Origin of the sequence: Burkholderia sp. Ac-20349 (assembly GCF_017104865.1) — a bacterium.
Classification (GTDB): Bacteria; Pseudomonadota; Gammaproteobacteria; order Burkholderiales; family Burkholderiaceae; genus Burkholderia; species Burkholderia aenigmatica.
In genome coordinates this window covers 23,437-41,403 of the sequence record NZ_JAAGPM010000068.1, presented here as the reverse complement: position 1 = coordinate 41,403, position 17,967 = coordinate 23,437, and the positions used below count along the sequence as shown (strand labels likewise).

Sequence of the window (17,967 nt, the reverse complement as noted above, 5' to 3'; positions counted from 1 at the left end):
CTTCGGCGACAACCTGCCGAAGACGCGCTCGGGCAAGATCATGCGGCGCCTGCTGCGCTCGCTCGCGAAGGGCGAGGCGATCACGCAGGATACGTCCACGCTCGAGAATCCGGCCATCCTCGAGCAGCTCGCCGAAGTGCGCTGATCGTACCGGTTGCGCATCACGCGCACGAGCCCCTGCGCGGCAATCCCGATTGCCCGCGCAGGGGCTTTTTGTTACATAACGGCATGACCGCTCCGACCCGTTCCGCGCCACCGCCCGTTCCCGAGCCGCTCGCGCGTGCCCATGCGCGCTACTGGCGCTTCAACGTCGCGCTGATCGCGGTGCTGATGGTGATCGGCTTTTCGGTGTCGTTCATCGTGCCGTTCTTCGCGCCCGCGCTCGCGGGTATCCGCTTCGCCGGGTTCAGCCTGCCGTTCTATGTCGGCGCGCAGGGCGCGATTCTCGTGTATCTCGTGCTGATCGTCGTCTACATCGGGCTGATGCAGCGCGCCGACCGGACGCTGCGTCGCGCGTACGACGACCATGCGGCGCTTGCCGTCAACGCACGCGGCGGGCGCTGATCCATGCTGACGCGTCGACTGATACGCGCGTATGCGCTCTACACGCTGGGGTTTCTCGGGTTCGTGCTGCTGATGTGGCGGATCGAGCGCGCCACTGGCTCCGGCGTCTGGATCGGCTACGTGTTCCTGTTCGTGCCGATCGCCGTGTATGCGGTGATCGGGCTGCTGTCGCGCACGTCCGATCTCGTCGAGTACTACGTGGCCGGGCGGCGCGTGCCGTCCGCATTCAACGGGATGGCGACGGCGGCCGACTGGCTGTCGGCCGCGTCGTTCATCGGGCTGGCCGGGTCGCTCTACGCCACCGGCTACGACGCGCTCGCGTACGTGATGGGCTGGACGGGCGGGTTCTGCCTCGTCGCGTTCCTGCTCGCGCCGTATGTGCGCAAGCTCGCGCGCTACACGATTCCCGATTTTCTCGGGACGCGCTTTTCGAGTACGGCCGTGCGCGCGCTGGCGGCCGGCGCGGCGATCCTGTGTTCGTTCGTGTATCTGGTCGCGCAGATCCAGGGGATCGGCCTGATCGCGACACGCTTCATCGGCGTCGATTTCGCGATCGGGATTTTCTGCGGGCTCGCGGGCATCCTCGTGTGTTCGTTTCTCGGCGGGATGCGCGCGGTCACGTGGACGCAGGTCGCGCAGTACATCATCCTGATCAGCGCGATCCTGATTCCGGTGTCGCTGATCGCGATGAAGAACGGGCTCGGCCCCGTGCCGCAGTTCAATTACGGCAAGCTGATGGAGCGCGTCGCGGCGCGCGAAGCGCAGGTGCGCGATGCGTTCGACGAGCAGCAGGTGCGCGACGCGTATCGCCGGCAAGCCGCGGATATCCAGACGCGGCTCGACCGGCTGCCGGCATCCTATGCGGACGCACGCCGGCACCTCGCCGACCAGCTTGCCGACTTGCGGCGCCACAACGGGCCGCTGCGCGAGATCAGCCAGCGCGAGCGCGAGCTGGCCGACTTCCCGCGCGATCCGGCGGCGGCGCGTGTTGCGTGGACGCAGGCGCGCGACGACCTGCTGGCCCGGGCCGAGCCGCCCGTGCCGATGCACGAGCCGTTTCCCGCCGCGAGCGAAGACGAACGCAAGCCGCGCGAGCGGAATTTCCTCGCGCTGCTGCTGTGCCTGTCGCTCGGCACCGCGAGCCTGCCGCACATCCTGACGCGCTACAACACGACCACGTCGGTGGCGTCGGCACGGCGTTCGGTCGGGTGGACCTTGTTCTTCATCGCGCTGTTCTACCTGAGCGTGCCGGTGCTCGCGGTGCTGATCAAGTACGAGATCCTCGCGAACCTCGTCGGGCGGCCGTTCGCCGAATTGCCGGCGTGGGTCACGCAATGGCATCACTTCGAACCCGACCTGATCAGCGTCGTCGAGGTGATTCGCGACGGCATCGTGCACTGGTCGGAAATCCAGATGCAGCCGGACATGGTCGTGCTGGCCGCGCCGGAGATCGCCGGGCTGCCGTATGTCGTGTCGGGGCTGATCGCGGCCGGTGCGCTGGCCGCGGCGCTGTCGACCGCGGACGGGTTGCTGCTGACGATCGCGAATGCGCTGTCGCACGACGTCTACTACTGCATGGTCGCGCCCGACGCATCGAGCCAGCGGCGCGTGACGATCTCGAAGGTGCTGCTGCTCGGCGTCGCGCTGTTCGCGTCGTATGTCGCGTCGCTCAATACGGGGAAAATCCTGTTCCTGGTCGGCGCCGCGTTCTCGCTGGCGGCCTCGAGCTTCTTCCCGGTGCTCGTGCTCGGCGTGTTCTGGAAGCGCACGACGACGCGCGGGGCGATCGCGGGGATGGTGACGGGGTTGGCAGTGTGCGTGTACTACATCGTGTCGACCTATCCGTACTTCACGCAGCTGACGGGGTTCGCAGGGCGCACGTGGTTCGGGATCGAGCCGATCAGTTCGGGGGTGTTCGGGGTGCCGGCGGGGTTTGCGGTGGCGATCGTGGTGAGTCTGTTTGATCGAAAGCCGGATGAATATACGCTGGCGCTGGTGGATTACATCCGGCATCCGTGACGCGGGTGTCGTTCGGCATGGCTCTAGTTCGCATGGATCGGACTTGCGGAGCTGAAATCTCGGATATCGTCAGAAGAATTTGCATCTTTAGCGTGCGGTGTTCGGGATTCGCAGTGCGCCGCACGCTTGGTCCAAACGAGGAAGTGGACCGGCTGCGCACGGGCGCCGGGGCCGGTCCGCTTCTTGGTAACCAGTTTGAACCGAACTTGTCGATGGGCAGATTGACTGCGCTCAGCTTCCAGGACCAGAGGCCGTCACGCTTGAAGATGAATGTCACCTCGTCGTCCGTTCCTTTTCGCGCCGTTGCGGTGACCGTCGACCAGTTCTTGTAGCCGACCGAATAGTCGGCCTTCGGCTTGCTGCTCGTTGTTTGTTGCGCGGCGCCACCGTCGGACCCCGCATGAGCCGTTTTCAATGGTTCGGGAGAGGATGCCGGCACGCTGGAGTGCGTCGGTTTGGCCGCGCCCTGAGCCATCATGGTCACGACTCCCGTCGGTGTAACCATCGTGTCGATGGCCTGACTCACAAAGCCCATCGCCATCACTATTCCCAGGTCGGCGAATGAACTGCCGTTCATCTCGGGGGAATTCGTCATTTTCTCGCGCGTCATGGTCATGACTTGCGCGCATCGATGGAAAATCGACATGGGAGGAAAACGAGTCGGCATCGTTATCGACCAAGGCCGATCGCATCTGATACAAGGTGATGTACGAGCTCGCGTAACTGGACGCTACGCCTACGGCGATCGCGATCAGTGTTCTCCTTTTCATGGTCTCTACACGCGTTAATGTTGTTTGTCGGGAAGTCATTTAACGGTCACATACCGGAAATTTGAGCTGTCGAAAATCGCGCGACGCGGATATGCGATCGTTATTCAGTTTCGAATGGCGGGCTGAATGAGGTGTCTTCGGGCCGAGAAAGACAATGGAGCGATAAAAGGCGCATTGAATTGTATTGCCAGCACCCATGCTCGATGCCCGGCGGCAGAAATCGATGTGAAGCGTGTGATGCAGATGAGTGTGTGCAAGGCACGCGTCACGGATGCAGGGGGAGACAATGCAAGTACGCATCACGGACGCAGCCGACAGTCGGCACACCGACGATTGATGGGCGCTTCTGTTCGCTTTTGCAGCGCGGATCGAAGCGCGCGCATGTCAGCTAACGGCTATTGCCGATATATTGCGTGGACTCGGCGCCAACGAGCGAGCACTTGTTATGCAGTTCGTTTAACAGTTTGCATATTTGTTTCGGACACAACGGTCTTCGTGCGGCGCGCAAATAGCTAGTCGCTTCGAGTGGCATCTGAGCTTGCCAGGCGCACATCTTGGCTTGATATTTCAGCTGCATCAAATACTGTCAGGTCCGACAATATTCCTCAAACTTTGGCTAGAATCGCGCGAGAGCGATTTTACGTCGCCGCTGGCTGACCGTCTTTGCGTCGCTTCCCTGACGGTAGTCGAACCTGAGAGAAGGACAACAAGAAATGGTATTCAAACCACCCGCGCCCGGGGACCTGAAAGGCCGCGATCTGTACGAGGCCGTTCATCGAGGCCTGTTGCAGCGCGACCGGTTGTTGATGTTGGATACGCCGCTTGGCAAGAACACGTTGACTCCATTGCGGGCGCGCGGATCGTCTGGAATCGGTGGCAATTACCAGTGGGTCGTGGATATTGCATCGTTGCGCGGCGATACTGAGTTGCTGTCGCTGATGCACCAGCCCATCACCCTGTGGATTCAACAGCGGACGGCGCTTTACGCCGATTCGGTCTATCGCCCTGTGCATGGATTCGTGCATCAGGTCAGCTATTTGGGCGGTGATGGCAGTATGTCAACGTACCAACTGGAGTTTTCTTCCGCCCTGATTTTCCTGAGCAAGACCCATAACGACGAGGGTTGGCTCGAAAAGGACGCACGCGAAATCATTTCGGACGTGTTCAACCGGTATCCGCAGCTTCAGGGGCGGTTCCGTTTCAATCTGAGGCGCGAACCTGTCGTGCGTTCATGGTGCCGTCAGAGCGAATCCGACCTGCATTTTGTGCATCGCCTGCTCGAAGATGAAGGTTGGTATTTCTATTGGGTCCACGATCAGACGAAGGAAGGTGAGCCGCTGAAAACGACGCTCATTGTTCTGGATAGCGTGTCGTCGTTGCCGGAAGCAAAACCGGCCGAATTCTATCGCGGCAACACTGATCACGAGGCGGACGGGTTCACGCAATGGGCTGTCACGCAGACGATGCAGAGTCTGCTCTATATGTCGCGCGCGTTCGACTACAAGCGGCCAACTTCGCATTTCCAAACCGAAAGCGCGCCGAATTCGACAACCTACGCAGCAGACGGCAGGCGGCAATCGGAACGCGGTATCCCTGCTGCACCGATGACGGTTTACCAGCCAACAGCGTACGGCTACCCGGATTCAGACAGCGGCGCAGCTCGCGCACGTCGGCGCGTGGAGGGATGGGATTCGCGTGCACGGCGCTTTTTCGGTGTCGGGGGGCTGCGGTGGCTTGACGCTGGGTTGCGATTTACGCTGAACAATCATCCACGCCACCCCGACAGCGATCCGAAGAAACGGGAATTTCTCGTCATCGAAGCACGTTGGTTCATCGAAAACAACGTTTCGATTGGTCAACAGGCAACGGAATATCCGCGCGGTTTGCGCGCAACACTGGCCGAGCAACAGGCGGTACATGGGGCGCGCTTCAAGACGCAGGAGCACGCGCAAGACGGAACAGCAGGATTTTTCGTCATCGAGGTTGAGGCGCAGGAGGCGAGCGTGGAATATCGCAGCCCGCTCGCGCACCCGAAGCCGAACATGACGATCGAACACGCAATCGTCGTGACACAGCAAGGATCGGAAGCGTGGACGAACGAGCGGAACCAGGTACGCGTGCATTTCGCGTGGGACCGCAAAAATCCAGATGGCACGTTCGCTTCATCGCCGCTGCTGTCGACCATGCAGGCCGATACGGGTAACGGCTACGGATCGGTGCACGTGCCACGGGCCGGTGAATGGGTTTTAGTCGCCTATTGGGCAAACGATTGCGACAAGCCGTTCATTTTGGGACGCGTCAATGGCGGAGCGACGCCCTCGCAATGGCATTCGAACGTGCTGCTGTCTGGATTCCAGTCGCAGGGCTTTGGCGGCACGGGGGCATTCAACTCGTTCGTTCACGACGACGCCACGAACCAAAGCGGTACGCGTCTCGTCAGCTACACGGGCAGCAGCTATGCATCGATCGCGCAGGGTTATTTGATTCAGCAGAGCGGCAACTCTCGCGGGCGTTATCTCGGTTCGGGTTTGCTGCTGCACGCTGACCATTACGCGTCGATGCGCGGTAGCCGGGGCGTGTCGATCAGCGCGCATCCTGTGTCGCGCGACAATGATCAGCTAGACGTTGACGAGGCACGCGAGCAGCTTACGCGCTCGAAAAACCTACTCGGCAGCATTTCGGATGCGAGCGAACAGCATCAGGCCGAAAGTCTGAAACTTGGTATCGATGCGCTGACGACGTTCACCGACGCATCGAAGCAGTCGGCATCCGGCGAAGCATCTGGAGGCCGGACAGCAGGCGGCGGAACGGGCAACGCGAACGCATTTGCTGAATCGCTGTTGCTGCTTGGCAGTCCGGCAGGGATTGGCCTGTCCACGCATCAGTCGCTTCACGCCAGCGCAGACCAACAGGCCAACTGGATCAGCGGTCAGAATTCGTATTTCGCAGCGGGCGGTTCGATGCACACGGCTGCGATAAATCATCTGAGCCTGTTCGCCCGCAATCAGGGCATTAAGGCTGTTGCTGGCAACGGCAAGGTCGAAATACAGGCGCAGAACAGCGATCTTGAAATGATCGCGCAGCAGCTTGTGAAATTGTTGTCGGTGGCCGGACGGATGGAAATCGCAGCCGATCAGGAACTGGTCCTGTACTGCGGTGGAGCGACGATTCGCGTCATGGGCGGCAACGTCTCGATACATGCACCGGGTAGCGTTGACTTCAAGGGTGCATCGTTCAGCTTCTCCGGGCCGGTCAGCGAGTCATACACGATGCCGCAGTTCAAGCCGTCGTACCAGGCGCGGTATGTCCTGAAAAATCAGACAGACGGTACACCGATGATCCGACACGCCTACGAAATGAAGCTGCCATCGGGACGAACCGTGCTCAGCCACACGAACGATCTTGGCGAGACGGTGCCTGTGTTCACGCCGAATGCACAAGACGTTCCGCTGCAAGCTATGAAGGCCAAGCCTGCTCAGGTTGAGTCGTGGCAGTTTGCAGGCTCGGACAAACCGATGATTCAACGCGACTACTTGGAGGACTGACCCATGGCGGGCACGATGGAACCGGTCGCGACCTGCACGACCGTCAATGAGGATAGGGTTACGTACGCCGAGCTACCGCCGGGTACGAAGGGTTATTTACAAGAGAAGATTGAATACGCACTGCAGGCCCCGGATTTCGTCAACATCCAGCTACCTGACGGCACGAACACAATTTCGGCGCTCAAGCAGGTCGTGATGACAGCCGCGATCCGCGTCGATGAGGACATAGCCGACTTTCGGTGGCAGTACAAAGCGGAGGTCTGTTTTGACATGTTTCCTGATTATGTGTCGAGAGGGATCGAAGCCCCGATACCGTTTCTGGGTGGTACGAAAGAGCAGGGTCCCGGACGGCGGCATACATTGAATCCGTTCCCTCCCGGCAGAAAAAATGTCGTCGTCAATGGCGTGAGACTCATCATGACACGTCGACCAGACGTGATCATCGTGATCAATCCAACTGATCGCTGGCCGGGGCGTAGCCCTGTTGATCACGACGGCAACGGACACGGCAATAATTCACTAAGGTTGGTCGAAGTTAAATTTCCCGGTGACAATTGGGGCACTGGCCAGGAAGCTGCGTATCGCAAAATTGCCGGAAACCCGGGCGAATATATGAGTCACATGTCAGTGATCGATGTCAGCGACTGTCACGGCGATCTTGAAAAAGCGCGACAACGTGCGCTTGCCATGTCGCCGGAGGAACGCGAAGCGGAATTACGTCAGAAGCGTCGCGAACGGCAACTGCGCGCGCCGATTCGATCGGCCGATCCGATTCCCCAACCTGCATGGTACGAAGCGTGGATTCGGCAAGCAGGAGAAGTCGGGCACGCGGCCGTTGCAGCCGCATGGGATGCGGCGAATGATGGGGCGGCCTACTTGTCCGCCGAAACGCACGCTTGGTTACAGCAGCACGCTCCGTGGGCGCTGACCGCTGGCAGTTGGGTCGCGGACAAGGCGACAGCGACATGGCGATGGGTGGACGAAAAAGGCAACGAAATTTATCGCTATACGACTGCGCAGTTGAAGGCTGGATGGGATGCGATTGTCCGTTCGACGGACATGACGTGGGAACTGCTGAAAAAAATCAATTGGGCGCAGATTGGCACGTCGATCATCAAGGGGCTAGTTGTCGTCGCCGCTGTTGTCGCGGGTGTGGTTATCATCATCGTGCTTTCGGAAGCGTTGCTGGCAATACTGCTTGCGCTTGCGGCGATTGTCGCAGCCGCCACGGCGGAAACGCTTGCCGTGCTTGCGCTCGCGCTAGGCGTGACAGCGGCCGCAGCGTGATCGCACGGGAATTTACTGTCGAATCTCAATCAGAACGTTCAACATGAGCAATGAATCTGTGGTGCTGACACCGTTCGCAGCCTATGCACGCTACGCCGAAGAGTTGAGCGTACGTTTGGCCGACAACAGCTTTGCTGTCAAGCCGGGGGTCATCGGTACAGTGTATTTTGCTGGCGGCTCGAAGCCAGAGGGTCGGCGTGGCTTGCTCGCTTGCTTCGATAAGTTTGATGAACTGTTCGGCAAACACCTCATCACCGGCAAAGATGAGGACCTGGCGAAGTTCAGCAAAAAAACTGCGAAAGGTGTTGAGAAAATCCGCAAGGCGATCAGCGATAGTGCTGAGTTCGTCCAAGTCAGCGTCATGCGATCGAGCGCCCCTACTTCTACCGTCGCATCCGACTATCAAATCGCTACGCTGACAGGCAGTGCGAACCCATTCGACTACGAAGCTCCGTCGGGCTACAAGGTTCCGAAAGGGGAGGAAATGGAACTGTCGTTCTTGAAATTCAGCGTACCGATGGAGTTGGTCACGCAACCAGAAGGTCAAGCGCAGTACGAGTATTTCCTGCACTTCGTTTGTGAGCAACTTGACGTGCGGGGCGGCTATGGTGGCTTGTCGGCAGTGACCGCGTATGACTACCACAAGTGGCAGGCGCAGGAATGGGCGATTGCCGAACGGTTCAGCGGAATCGAGGTCGATGCTTGCGCCCACTTTGGTCGAGACGAATACGATCCCGTTTCGCATCATGGAGAACCGTACGCCCTGACGGCAGTATTCAATTACCTTCGTCCCGGCGCAAAAGTTCATCGATGGGGTTTTATAAAAGGCGTCAGTTGGTACACGATTCTTGGCAACCTGTTTGTTGAACGGCTCGGCGGTGAAAATTCGTTGCGTGCGGCCCTTGACCGTGACGACATTCAAATCGAGCGCATTAATCATTGTGTGCTCGTCCGAGCCGGACCATTTCCGCGCTTGGGCGCGCCCGAAGAGGGTTTGCCGGAGCCGTACGTGTTCGTCAACAGCGTGTTACGCAAGCTGCGCAACCCGAAACCGGATGGTTTGCATCTGTACGATCCGCAACTAGAAAATGCCGACAACAAGAACGCTCGAACATGGCAAGCGCGGTTCGATTTGCCCGGTGCTCCGCCGATTCCTGAGCCGCCGACGATCGTTCCGCCGCCTGTAAGTCGCGAACCGGCCCGCCAGAGTGTGCGTGGCGGTAACCCGTGCCCCGAAGCTGGTTGGTGGCACACGCCAGCAAAGGCGGGAAGTCGCCGCTACTTCGAAGCTGGCGAAATCATGCCGGTGATCGAGGGCAGTTCGTGGGGTACAACGAACTGGCACTGGTCGCCGAACGAGAAGCAAGACGGGTAACGCCGACAATGACGAGATACCTGATTCTCGACGGTGATCACACGACAGTGGCGGGAACGGTGCAAGCCAAGGCTACGCCGTTCGCGCTCGACGGCAGGCACATCGCGCATGAGAACGATGATGTGTTTTGTCCGGTGTGCAAGACGATAGGCAAAATTCAATGCGTCGGCCCGAGATTGCCAATGACAGGGCCGGACGGTCGCCGCGTCGCGTTGAGTGACGACCTGTGCGTTTGCAAGTGCCCGGTGCCGCCGTTGCTCGTCGCGTCGCAGCACGTCATGTCGGTCAGCGCGTGATGGCGTTTTTGAGCGTCCAAAGGAAGTAGCCCTTCTTGTCCCGAAGCTCCCCACGCTCTTTAAGATGAGCAACCCGCTCGGCGATCATTGCCGCTGCGCCAGAGGCCAGGCCAGTCACGATCGTCGCGTTTGGAGCGCCAACGAGGGTAGCCGCGTTAAGGCCGATCAACCCCGTCAAAATGCCCATCTTCCGTAGCGCGCGCGATTGATTGATGCGATGCACTGTCTTTTCTACGTCGCTGAGCGCGGCGTCGATCTGATTCCGTTGAATGCTTCGAACCTCGCGTACAAACCCTTCGGTACCAAACGCTGACTTGATGCCGATTGGTGCATCCGTCAGGCTACGGCTGAACGTGCTGAAGGCATCGCGATTGTCTTGTTTGACGGCTGACAAGGTTGCAATGTCGAGTCCGTCCAAAAATGGCACATCCAGCGAAAGCAGTGCATGGGTATGACTGTCAGAAAGCCAATCGTGGCGCTGATGAAAGAGCGAGGCTGCGCCGAATTGACCGGGTAGGTCGACCTCATGCTTCAGAAACTCAAGCTCCATTTCCAGAGGAGGAATGAAGGGTGCATAGACGACTTGCCCGGTTCGCATGTAGTCGCCGCCGGGACCGCCGATCCAGTCGATGAACTCAGAAGGGATCGGATGATAGGCTGACCCTGCATATGCGATATGCAGTCCGTTGTTCAAAGTCTTTGTGGTGCTGGTCCAGTAAAGGTTGGGGCGGTAGTTTAATGTCAGCGGCGACGGTCGAAGCTCGCGAAGTTCGTTAAGCGCATCGGGTAGAAATCCGGGGCGATACTCCCCGGTTGGGACGGGTATGTCTCGATAACCTGCACTGTCAGCAGCCCAACTTCGTGCATCACGAAGTATCAGCGTGTCTGCAATCAGGAAGAGTCGTTTCGCGAGTGATTCGAAATTGCTGAACGACCTCACGTTCAAAATGAGGTTTAGCCCATGATGGGCGGTTAGCGCCGCAGATAGGGCTTCACTGTTCGCGCGATACCAGAACTCCACCAAGCCAGCGAAGTCGTCCGGGTCGCGTTCCGTGAACTCGAACAAGTCTCGTTGAATTCTGGATAGAAGCATCTTGCTCTGACCTCGTTTGTTCGCGGCCGCGTACGGATGAGCGCCCGACGGTTACAGCAACGCCGGTACGTTGTGAGTACCACTCCGCCCTAGACTTGATTATGTTTCGTTGGTCACTTCACAACCTTCTTGCCACGTCAGCATCTTGCTTGGGACCAGACGCGGGCGGCGGTGCAAGAAAATGAAATTCACGATGTGTGTCGTGAAAGCGACTCGGCTGGACATCGACGCGCATGGCTTGCATGACCGCACTCAGGAGTGCATCGTGTCGGGCATCGCTCCGTTCCGAATTCCGGTAGGAAATTTCCTTCTGGAATACATGAACGGCGTCCAATACGTTGGGCGATGCCACGAGCGCCAGTGCATTCACGGCGTCGGCGTAACGCTCCTGTGCGGCTGCAGTGGAGCGTCCGGAAATGATATTCGATAGGGCCGTGACGTACTCTTGGTAGTGTTCAATCTTGGTTTGACGCCAGTCCGATTCGTGCTCCCGTCGTTGAGCAAGCGCTGACGTTACGATGACGCCAACAAGCGCAAAAAGGCCAGATGCGAGTGCACCAAGAAATACGGGTAAGGCGGTAGTCAAGTTGACGTTCATACAGTTCCTCTGACGCCATGACGAGAAATAGTTCGCATTTTTGCCGTCGATCCCAAGCAGGGCCTCGCCGTGACTGCTCCACGTGGCCCCCAGCTTTGAAATTGAATTTCGTCGCTTACCAGCCAAGATTGCCGGACCTTGGCGTCGCAAATTGCTCCGGCTCCTTGCCGAGCGGAAAGGCGACAACGTACAGCACGTTGATGGGCATCGGCTTGCTATTCTCGTCCGCCCCGAACTTCACCTGCATCTTCCGTTCTGCATAGCGTAGCGAGACACCGAGTGTCTGGAGCGCGTCGATGTGAGACTGCAACTCGTCGTACACATCGAATTTTTGGGTTTCGCTGAAAGCATCGGCGCAATCCCGGAAATCTCGTAAATAGTCCACAAGCATGGCAAAAGTCTCATCTGCTTCGCGGGTCAACTCGAAAGCCGGTTCAGATAAGTCCGCGTGGCAGGTTTCCGCGAGCGTCGCCAATTGTTTGCCCGTGGTCAGGGGAAGTGCCGTCAATGTGACATGCTCCCGGTCAAATTTTTCCTTCGCTGCCTTAAATTCTTCTTCGGAAGGGATCGAGAACGGCTTGTTGAGCGCATCGATATCTTCGAATTCGAATGCACTGGCGAGCGCGCGCCGGGTATCGAGGCTGGCGGACAAGCCTTGCTCGACACGCTGGACCGTGCGCACGCTCAGCCCCGAAATCGCCGCCAGTTGTTCTTGTGACCATTGTCGTGTCTCCCGGAACAACTTGATGCACACGGCCAGTTCGGCCGGGGTGAGCAAGCGGCTTTGTTGCGAATTGCCGGTACTGTTCATTTCGTAGCTCCATCGTGTTGATCGATGTTGCAAAGTATGGGGAGCGAAACGCCGACGCAACACGACAGGAACCCGACAGTCTACCGACAGACGCGAGCAGGCTGAGGTCACATGGCCGTCAAGGCCGATGTCCGGCGTACCACCAACCGAACCTTACAGGTCGGCGATCGGAGACAGTTTTTCGGTCGCGATGAATTGGGCTAGGCGCACGTGAGCCGACGCTACCACGTGGGCGGGCGTGCTCGCCAGTTGCTGATCGCGCATCAGTAGGATGTGCTCGACGGCGGCGCGACCACTGGCCGGAATTTCGAAGGTTCCAGCTTTCCTCCCGGCGACCGCGCACTCAACCACGGCAGCTTCAGCGATACGAAACTGATCTAGGTCTTGACGACCGACTGTCTCCTCATGGACGAAGTACGCGATGTAGGCGTTTGGAATACCTTGCTGACGATATCGGTGCTTTCGGTGCCGCCAAACAGCGAAGCAAGTGCAGGGTGATGTTCCAGTGACTTTTTTCGAGCGACGACCGCTGTCAACGGCAGCAACTTGTCCTTGCTTAGAGGCTTCTTGCTTCGAGGGGATGTCGTTTTTGCGCGGTGCTTCGTTGTGATTGTGGCGCACGTGTTTAGCACCGGGTTGTCGGTAACGCTGCAAGATTCGGCAGGGACCAAGTCTAACCGAGGGCATGCGCGACTAGGCCGACGATGATATACGTTGGCTCAAAGTAGGAACGTTGTGGCACAAACTGTTGTCAGGTTTGCGCTGCGCACCGAACCTGACGGTGAGCCGTGGCTCATTGCGCATGACGTAGTGGGAACGGGCAACTACTGTGGGTATGAGAAGCTGCGAAGTTCAGTGACCCGGCTGAGTTTTGGCCTGATGATGGGTCAAAAAACAAAAAGCCCCGCAGATCATTGATTTTGCGGGGCTTTTTCGATATTTCTGGCGGAGAGAGGGGGATTCGAACCCCCGATAGGCGATTAACCTATACACGCTTTCCAGGCGTGCGACTTAAACCACTCATCCATCTCTCCGGAAGACCGAGAGTATAGCAAACTCTGGCGGCAGTCCGCCACTCCGTCCGACGATCCATGCAAATCGGTCGGGTCGCGAGGTCGGCGGCCCGCCCGACGACCGTCGAGCGGGCAGTCGCGCCGTCGTGCGATCATGCCCCGTCCGCCTGCATTTTCCAGCCGTTCGTTCAAAGGGAACGCCACGCCATGTCACCATCCGCCTTGCTCGCCTTTGCCCTGATCCTGTCCGTCGGCGTCGCGACGCCCGGCCCGACGGTGTTGCTCGCGATGAGCAACGGCTCGCGGTACGGATTGCGTCACGCGATGGTCGGCATGCTCGGCGCCGTCACGGCCGACGTCTTGATGGTCGCGTTGGTCGGGTTCGGCCTCGGCGTGCTGCTCGACGCGTCGGAAACGGCATTCGTCACGCTGAAGCTGGCCGGCGCTGCTTGGCTCGCCTATGTCGGCGTGCGGATGCTGCTGTCATCCGGCGGTTCTGCCGCCGCGCAGGCGCTCGATCACGCGACACCCGATCGCCGGACCGCGTTCCTGAAGAGCTTTTTCGTCGCGATGAGCAACCCGAAGTACTACCTGTTCATGTCCGCGCTGCTGCCGCAGTTCGTCGACCGGTCGCATGCGATCGCGCCGCAGTACGCGATCCTCGCGGCGACGATCGTCGCGATCGACGTCGTCGGGATGACCGGCTACGCACTGCTCGGCGTGCATTCGGTGCGGGTGTGGAAGGCGGCCGGGGAGAAGTGGCTGAACCGCGTCAGCGGGTCGCTGCTGCTGATGCTCGCGGGGTACGTCGCGCTGTATCGCAAGGCCGCGCACTGACGCGGCGATGCATCGGGAACACGCCTCCCGCCGAGCGGCGCGGCGATGAAGCCGATCGAGCGCTTCACGCTCGAAACGCACGACGGTCCGTACGAAACGTGGCCGTCGCGCACCCATGTGCGCGTGAACGGCGTACGTTCCGGCCTCACTGTTTCCGGCTATGTGCTGCTTCGCCAGTACGAGACGCCGGACGCGTATCTGCTCGTCACCGACTACGACTGCCTGTTCGAGGAGGCCGTCACGTTCACGCTCGTGTCGAAGGATCCATTCAAGGCGCTCGCGCAGCGTACGGTCGGCGCGATGTACGCATCGTGCCATCTGGACGACATCACGTGGACCGACGGCCGGCATTTCAGTGCGACGTTCGTGGGGATCGACGGACGCTGGGATTTCACGATTCGTGACCGATCCGTGCCGTTCATCGTGCCTCGGCTCGGCATGAGTCGCGTGCAGGAACGGTAACGCCGAATCGGCGCTCGCGGACGTCTCGTCCGCGCATGCACGCCGTCCGAAACCTGCCAGAACAGCCGGTTTCATTTCTCTTTCGCATTGATCAGACATGTAAGTTTGGCGGGCTCAAAATCTTGCGCAGCCAACGCGCATGGCGGCAGGAACGGCGACGGTCGGGCATCGTATCCACCTGACACATTACAAAATGAATGCTGATTGAAAGAATTCCTTCCCTTGACGCAAGGCGCTCGAGGCATTTATTGTCCGTCTGCCGACCGTGAGAGAGCACGGCGGCAATCGCGGATGCGCGCCTCGCGCGCATGACAACACGCAGCAGAAAGCAGAAAAGGAAACGTGGTAGCCACATGAAGCCGCTATTCGATGACAAGAACTCCGATGCGGTCAGCGATCGTCCTTCCACCCCGTCTGCGTCACCCGTCGCAGTGCCTGTCGTCGCCGCCGTTGCCGTGCCGGCAGCACGCCCGGCGGAGAACGTCCGCCTGATCACCGTCGACGAGATCGACCAGCTCGGCGCGACGCAGGGCACGCGGATCGCCGCCTTCTCCCAGCAGATTCTCGCGAGCGTCCGTGCGTCGGATGCCGACCAGTTCGGCGACAAGCTCAACGAACTGATCGCGACCGCGAAGGGGCTCGACCCGCGCGGCGCCGACAAGGGCGGGCTGCTCACGCAGGTCACGCGGCTGTTCCGCTCGACCAAGGAGAAGCTGCTGTCGCAATACGAGACGGTGAGCAAGCGGATGGACACGCTCGTCGTCGAGCTCGAGAACCATGCGCAGCGCCAGAAGGCCGGCATCGACGAACTCGAGCGGATGTACAACGACAACTACGCGCTGCACCAGGAGCTCGCGCAGTCGAAGGCGCACGGCGAAACGGCGCTCGTGACGCTGCGCGCGCATCTCGAGGCCGGCCAGCAGCCGGCGGACGACGCGTTCGCCGCGCAACGCCTGCTCGACGTGAAGCGCAAGGTCGACGCGCTCGAAAGCAAGCTCGACGACCTCGACCGCGCGATGCTGATGTCGAAGCAGCTCGCGCCGCAGATCCGGATGGAGCAGGACCAGAAACGCACGCTGACGTCGAAGTTCATGACGATCAAGACCGTGCTGATTCCCGCGTGGACCAACGCGTTCGCGCTCTACCTCGAGCAGCTCAGCACGAAGCGCGCCGCGGCGCTCGCGAACGCGACGTATGACGCGGCCGACGAGGCGATCCGCGCGCAGGCCGACCTGAACCGCCAGAACGCGCAGGAAGTCGCGAAGCTCGGCCAGCGCCCGGTGATCTCGACCGACACGTTCGAATACGCGCAGCAGCAGCTGTTCGGCGCATTCGACGACATCACGCAGATCATCGCCGACGGCAAGCGCCAGCGCGAGCAGGACGCGCCGCGCCTGCGCCAGCTCGAACAGGATCTGATCACCCGATTCGCTCCGAAGCACAACTGAAAGAACCGAGAGAACACCGCATGATTACGCTTGAGAAACGCGCGGCGAAGGTCGCGATCGTCCTCGAAAAACGCCAGATCCTGAAGCCGCCCGTCGTGCGCGTTGGCGCGGCGCTCGACATCTCCGGCTCGGCGAAGCCGCTCTACCAGTCGGGCGTGATCCAGGAGACGCACGACCGGATCCTCGGCATCGCACTGAAGTTCGACGACAACGGCGAAGTCGACACGTGGACCTTCACCGAAGGCTACGATCGCCTGCCGACCGCGACGCCGGACAACTACGGCTCGTACATCTCCGACTACGTGCTTGAAGCGCGGATCGACAAGTGGGGCGGCACGCAGTACGCGCCGGTGATGAACGACATCGTCGATTTCTTCTTCCGCGCGCCGGAGCCGTCGCCGAAGCGCGCAGAGAAGCGCGGCTTCCTGAGCCGGCTGTTCGGCGGTGCGGACGAAACGCCCGCGCCGGCCGCGTCCGCACCGGTGAACGGCGATCTGCCCGCGTGGGTGCTGTTCGTCACCGACGGCCAGAACCCGAAGAACGACCGCAAGCGCGTGCGCCAGCTGCTGGCCGAGTCGCAGCACTACCCGCTGTACTGGTCGCTCGTCGGCGTCGGCGATCCGAGCGAATTCGGCTTCCTCGCGGAAGTCGCGGACGAGATGCCGAACGTCGGCTTCCTGCATCTCGAATCGCTCGACGTCAGCGACGAACAGATCTACGAACAATTGATCACGCAGGAATTCTGCGACTGGGTGCGCGCGAAGTAAGCGCGGCCCGCACGCCTTTTATCCAGAACTCGATTACCCCATCATGTTGAAAGACTTCAAGATCCCGTTGTCGCTCACGGTGCTCGCGCTGATCGCGGCCTATCTCCTCGGCGGCGTGAAGGACATGCTGATCGTCGCGGTCCTGTCGGTGCTCGAAATCTCGCTGTCGCTCGACAACGCGGTCGTCAACGCATCGGTGCTCAAGAACTGGTCGGAGAAGTGGCGCAACCGCTTCATGGTGTTCGGCCTGCCGGTCGCCGTGTTCGGCATGCGGCTCGTGTTCCCGCTGCTGATCGTCGCCGTGATCGGCCACATCGGCATGTGGGACGCGCTGACGCTCGCGATCGAGTCGCCGGAGAAGTACGCGGCGATCCTCACGTCCGCGCATCACCAGGTATCCGCATTCGGCGGCGCGTTCCTGCTGATGGTGTTCTTCAAGTTCATGCTCGATACCGAGAAGGACGAGCACTGGATCGGTTTCCTCGAAGGCCCGATGAGCCATCTCGGCCGCATCACGGCGCTGGAAGTGGCGCTGACGCTCGCGATCATCATCGTCGCGTCGCTCTACGTGCCGGCGGCCGAGCAGGTGGGCTTCCTGCTCGCGGGTGCGTTCGGCGTGATCAGCTTCGTGATCGCGCACGGCATCGGCGATCTGATCGGCGGCGAGGAGACGGGCACGCGCGTGGTGCGCGAAGGCGTCGCGGGTTTCATGTATCTCGAAGTGCTCGATTCGTCGTTCAGCTTCGACGGCGTGATCGGCGCATTTGCGCTGTCGAACAACATCTTCCTGATCGCGCTCGGCCTCGGCGTCGGCGCGGCCTATATCCGGGAGATGACGCTCGTGCTGCTGAAGAAGGGCACGCTCGCGCAGTACCGCTATCTCGAACACGGTGCGTTCTGGGCGATCGGTGCGCTCGCCACGATCATGTTCCTCGGCGTGAAGTTCGACGTGCCCGAGGTCATCACCGGCCTGGTCGGCGCGGCGATGATCGCCGCGGCCGTGTGGTCGTCGATCGTCGTGCAGCGCAAGGAAGACCGGACCGCCGTGGCGGGCGAGTGACCACGCGCGACGCGCGGGTCGA

16 protein-coding genes and 1 tRNA gene are annotated in these 17,967 nt (G+C 60.3%); 11 read left to right on the top strand and 6 right to left on the bottom strand.

Translation table 11 applies throughout. The features are described from left to right. Nucleotides 1–228: 228 nt before the first annotated feature. Both G3N61_RS22010 and G3N61_RS22005 read left to right on the top strand, forming a co-directional pair. A complete protein-coding gene (locus G3N61_RS22010; RefSeq protein WP_205823573.1) occupies nt 229–564 on the top strand; it encodes a DUF4212 domain-containing protein in 336 nt (111 codons plus the stop codon). Nucleotides 565–567: 3 nt separating this feature from the next. Further along, nucleotides 568–2,583 (top strand): sodium:solute symporter family protein, encoded by a 2,016-nt coding sequence (locus G3N61_RS22005; RefSeq protein ID WP_205823572.1) that lies wholly within the window; start codon nt 568–570, stop codon nt 2,581–2,583. Here G3N61_RS22005 and G3N61_RS22000 read toward each other — a convergent pair. Continuing rightward, nucleotides 2,465–3,199, bottom strand: coding sequence for a hypothetical protein (locus tag G3N61_RS22000; RefSeq protein ID WP_241017851.1), 735 nt, complete (start codon nt 3,197–3,199; stop codon nt 2,465–2,467). The two genes, G3N61_RS22005 and G3N61_RS22000, sit on opposite strands and share 119 nt — an antisense overlap. 867 nt (nt 3,200–4,066) lie before the next feature. Here G3N61_RS22000 and G3N61_RS21995 point away from each other — a divergent pair. The 4 genes from G3N61_RS21995 to G3N61_RS21980 are packed head-to-tail and all read left to right on the top strand — an operon-like array spanning nt 4,067 to nt 9,856. Then, on the top strand, nt 4,067–6,898 hold the full coding sequence (locus G3N61_RS21995) for a type VI secretion system Vgr family protein (protein ID WP_205823571.1): 2,832 nt from the start codon (nt 4,067–4,069) through the stop codon (nt 6,896–6,898). A 3-nt stretch (nt 6,899–6,901) separates the two neighbouring features. Then, entirely contained in the window at nt 6,902–8,185 is a 1,284-nt protein-coding gene (locus tag G3N61_RS21990) for a VRR-NUC domain-containing protein (protein WP_205823570.1), read from the top strand. Between the two features lie 43 nt (nt 8,186–8,228). Next, the gene (locus tag G3N61_RS21985) at nt 8,229–9,560 is read left to right on the top strand and encodes a type VI immunity family protein (RefSeq protein ID WP_205823569.1); all 1,332 of its coding nucleotides are present in this window, start codon (nt 8,229–8,231) and stop codon (nt 9,558–9,560) included. Between the two features lie 8 nt (nt 9,561–9,568). After that, on the top strand, nt 9,569–9,856 hold the full coding sequence (locus tag G3N61_RS21980; RefSeq protein WP_205823568.1) for a PAAR domain-containing protein: 288 nt from the start codon (nt 9,569–9,571) through the stop codon (nt 9,854–9,856). Here G3N61_RS21980 and G3N61_RS21975 read toward each other — a convergent pair. From G3N61_RS21975 to G3N61_RS21955, 5 genes are all read right to left on the bottom strand, one after another. After that, nucleotides 9,846–10,949: a hypothetical protein gene (locus G3N61_RS21975; protein ID WP_205823567.1), complete on the bottom strand. Its 1,104-nt coding sequence runs from the start codon at nt 10,947–10,949 to the stop codon at nt 9,846–9,848. The two genes, G3N61_RS21980 and G3N61_RS21975, sit on opposite strands and share 11 nt — an antisense overlap. Before the next feature lie 118 nt (nt 10,950–11,067). Then, nucleotides 11,068–11,547 carry a hypothetical protein gene (locus G3N61_RS21970; RefSeq protein WP_205823566.1) on the bottom strand — a complete coding sequence of 160 codons (480 nt, stop codon included), beginning with the start codon at nt 11,545–11,547 and terminating at the stop codon, nt 11,068–11,070. Nucleotides 11,548–11,662: 115 nt separating this feature from the next. After that, nucleotides 11,663–12,358 carry a helix-turn-helix transcriptional regulator gene (locus G3N61_RS21965; protein ID WP_205823565.1) on the bottom strand — a complete coding sequence of 232 codons (696 nt, stop codon included), beginning with the start codon at nt 12,356–12,358 and terminating at the stop codon, nt 11,663–11,665. Nucleotides 12,359–12,511: 153 nt separating this feature from the next. Beyond that, nucleotides 12,512–12,979: a hypothetical protein gene (locus G3N61_RS21960; protein ID WP_205823564.1), complete on the bottom strand. Its 468-nt coding sequence runs from the start codon at nt 12,977–12,979 to the stop codon at nt 12,512–12,514. A gap of 322 nt (nt 12,980–13,301) precedes the next feature. Beyond that, nucleotides 13,302–13,392, bottom strand: a tRNA-Ser gene (locus G3N61_RS21955). Between the two features lie 186 nt (nt 13,393–13,578). On the opposite strand from G3N61_RS21955, the gene G3N61_RS21950 reads away from it, so the two are divergent. From G3N61_RS21950 to G3N61_RS21930, 5 genes are all read left to right on the top strand, one after another. After that, nucleotides 13,579–14,208, top strand: a complete 630-nt coding sequence (locus G3N61_RS21950) for a LysE family translocator (protein WP_205823563.1) — start codon at nt 13,579–13,581, stop codon at nt 14,206–14,208. A 45-nt stretch (nt 14,209–14,253) separates the two neighbouring features. Further along, nucleotides 14,254–14,670: a hypothetical protein gene (locus G3N61_RS21945; protein WP_089450926.1), complete on the top strand. Its 417-nt coding sequence runs from the start codon at nt 14,254–14,256 to the stop codon at nt 14,668–14,670. Between the two features lie 353 nt (nt 14,671–15,023). After that, a complete protein-coding gene (locus G3N61_RS21940) occupies nt 15,024–16,118 on the top strand; it encodes a toxic anion resistance protein (RefSeq protein WP_205823562.1) in 1,095 nt (364 codons plus the stop codon). 20 nt (nt 16,119–16,138) lie between these two features. Beyond that, on the top strand, nt 16,139–16,885 hold the full coding sequence (locus G3N61_RS21935; RefSeq protein WP_043188718.1) for a VWA domain-containing protein: 747 nt from the start codon (nt 16,139–16,141) through the stop codon (nt 16,883–16,885). A 43-nt stretch (nt 16,886–16,928) separates the two neighbouring features. After that, nucleotides 16,929–17,945 carry a DUF475 domain-containing protein gene (locus G3N61_RS21930; RefSeq protein ID WP_043188715.1) on the top strand — a complete coding sequence of 339 codons (1,017 nt, stop codon included), beginning with the start codon at nt 16,929–16,931 and terminating at the stop codon, nt 17,943–17,945. Nucleotides 17,946–17,967: the final 22 nt, after the last annotated feature.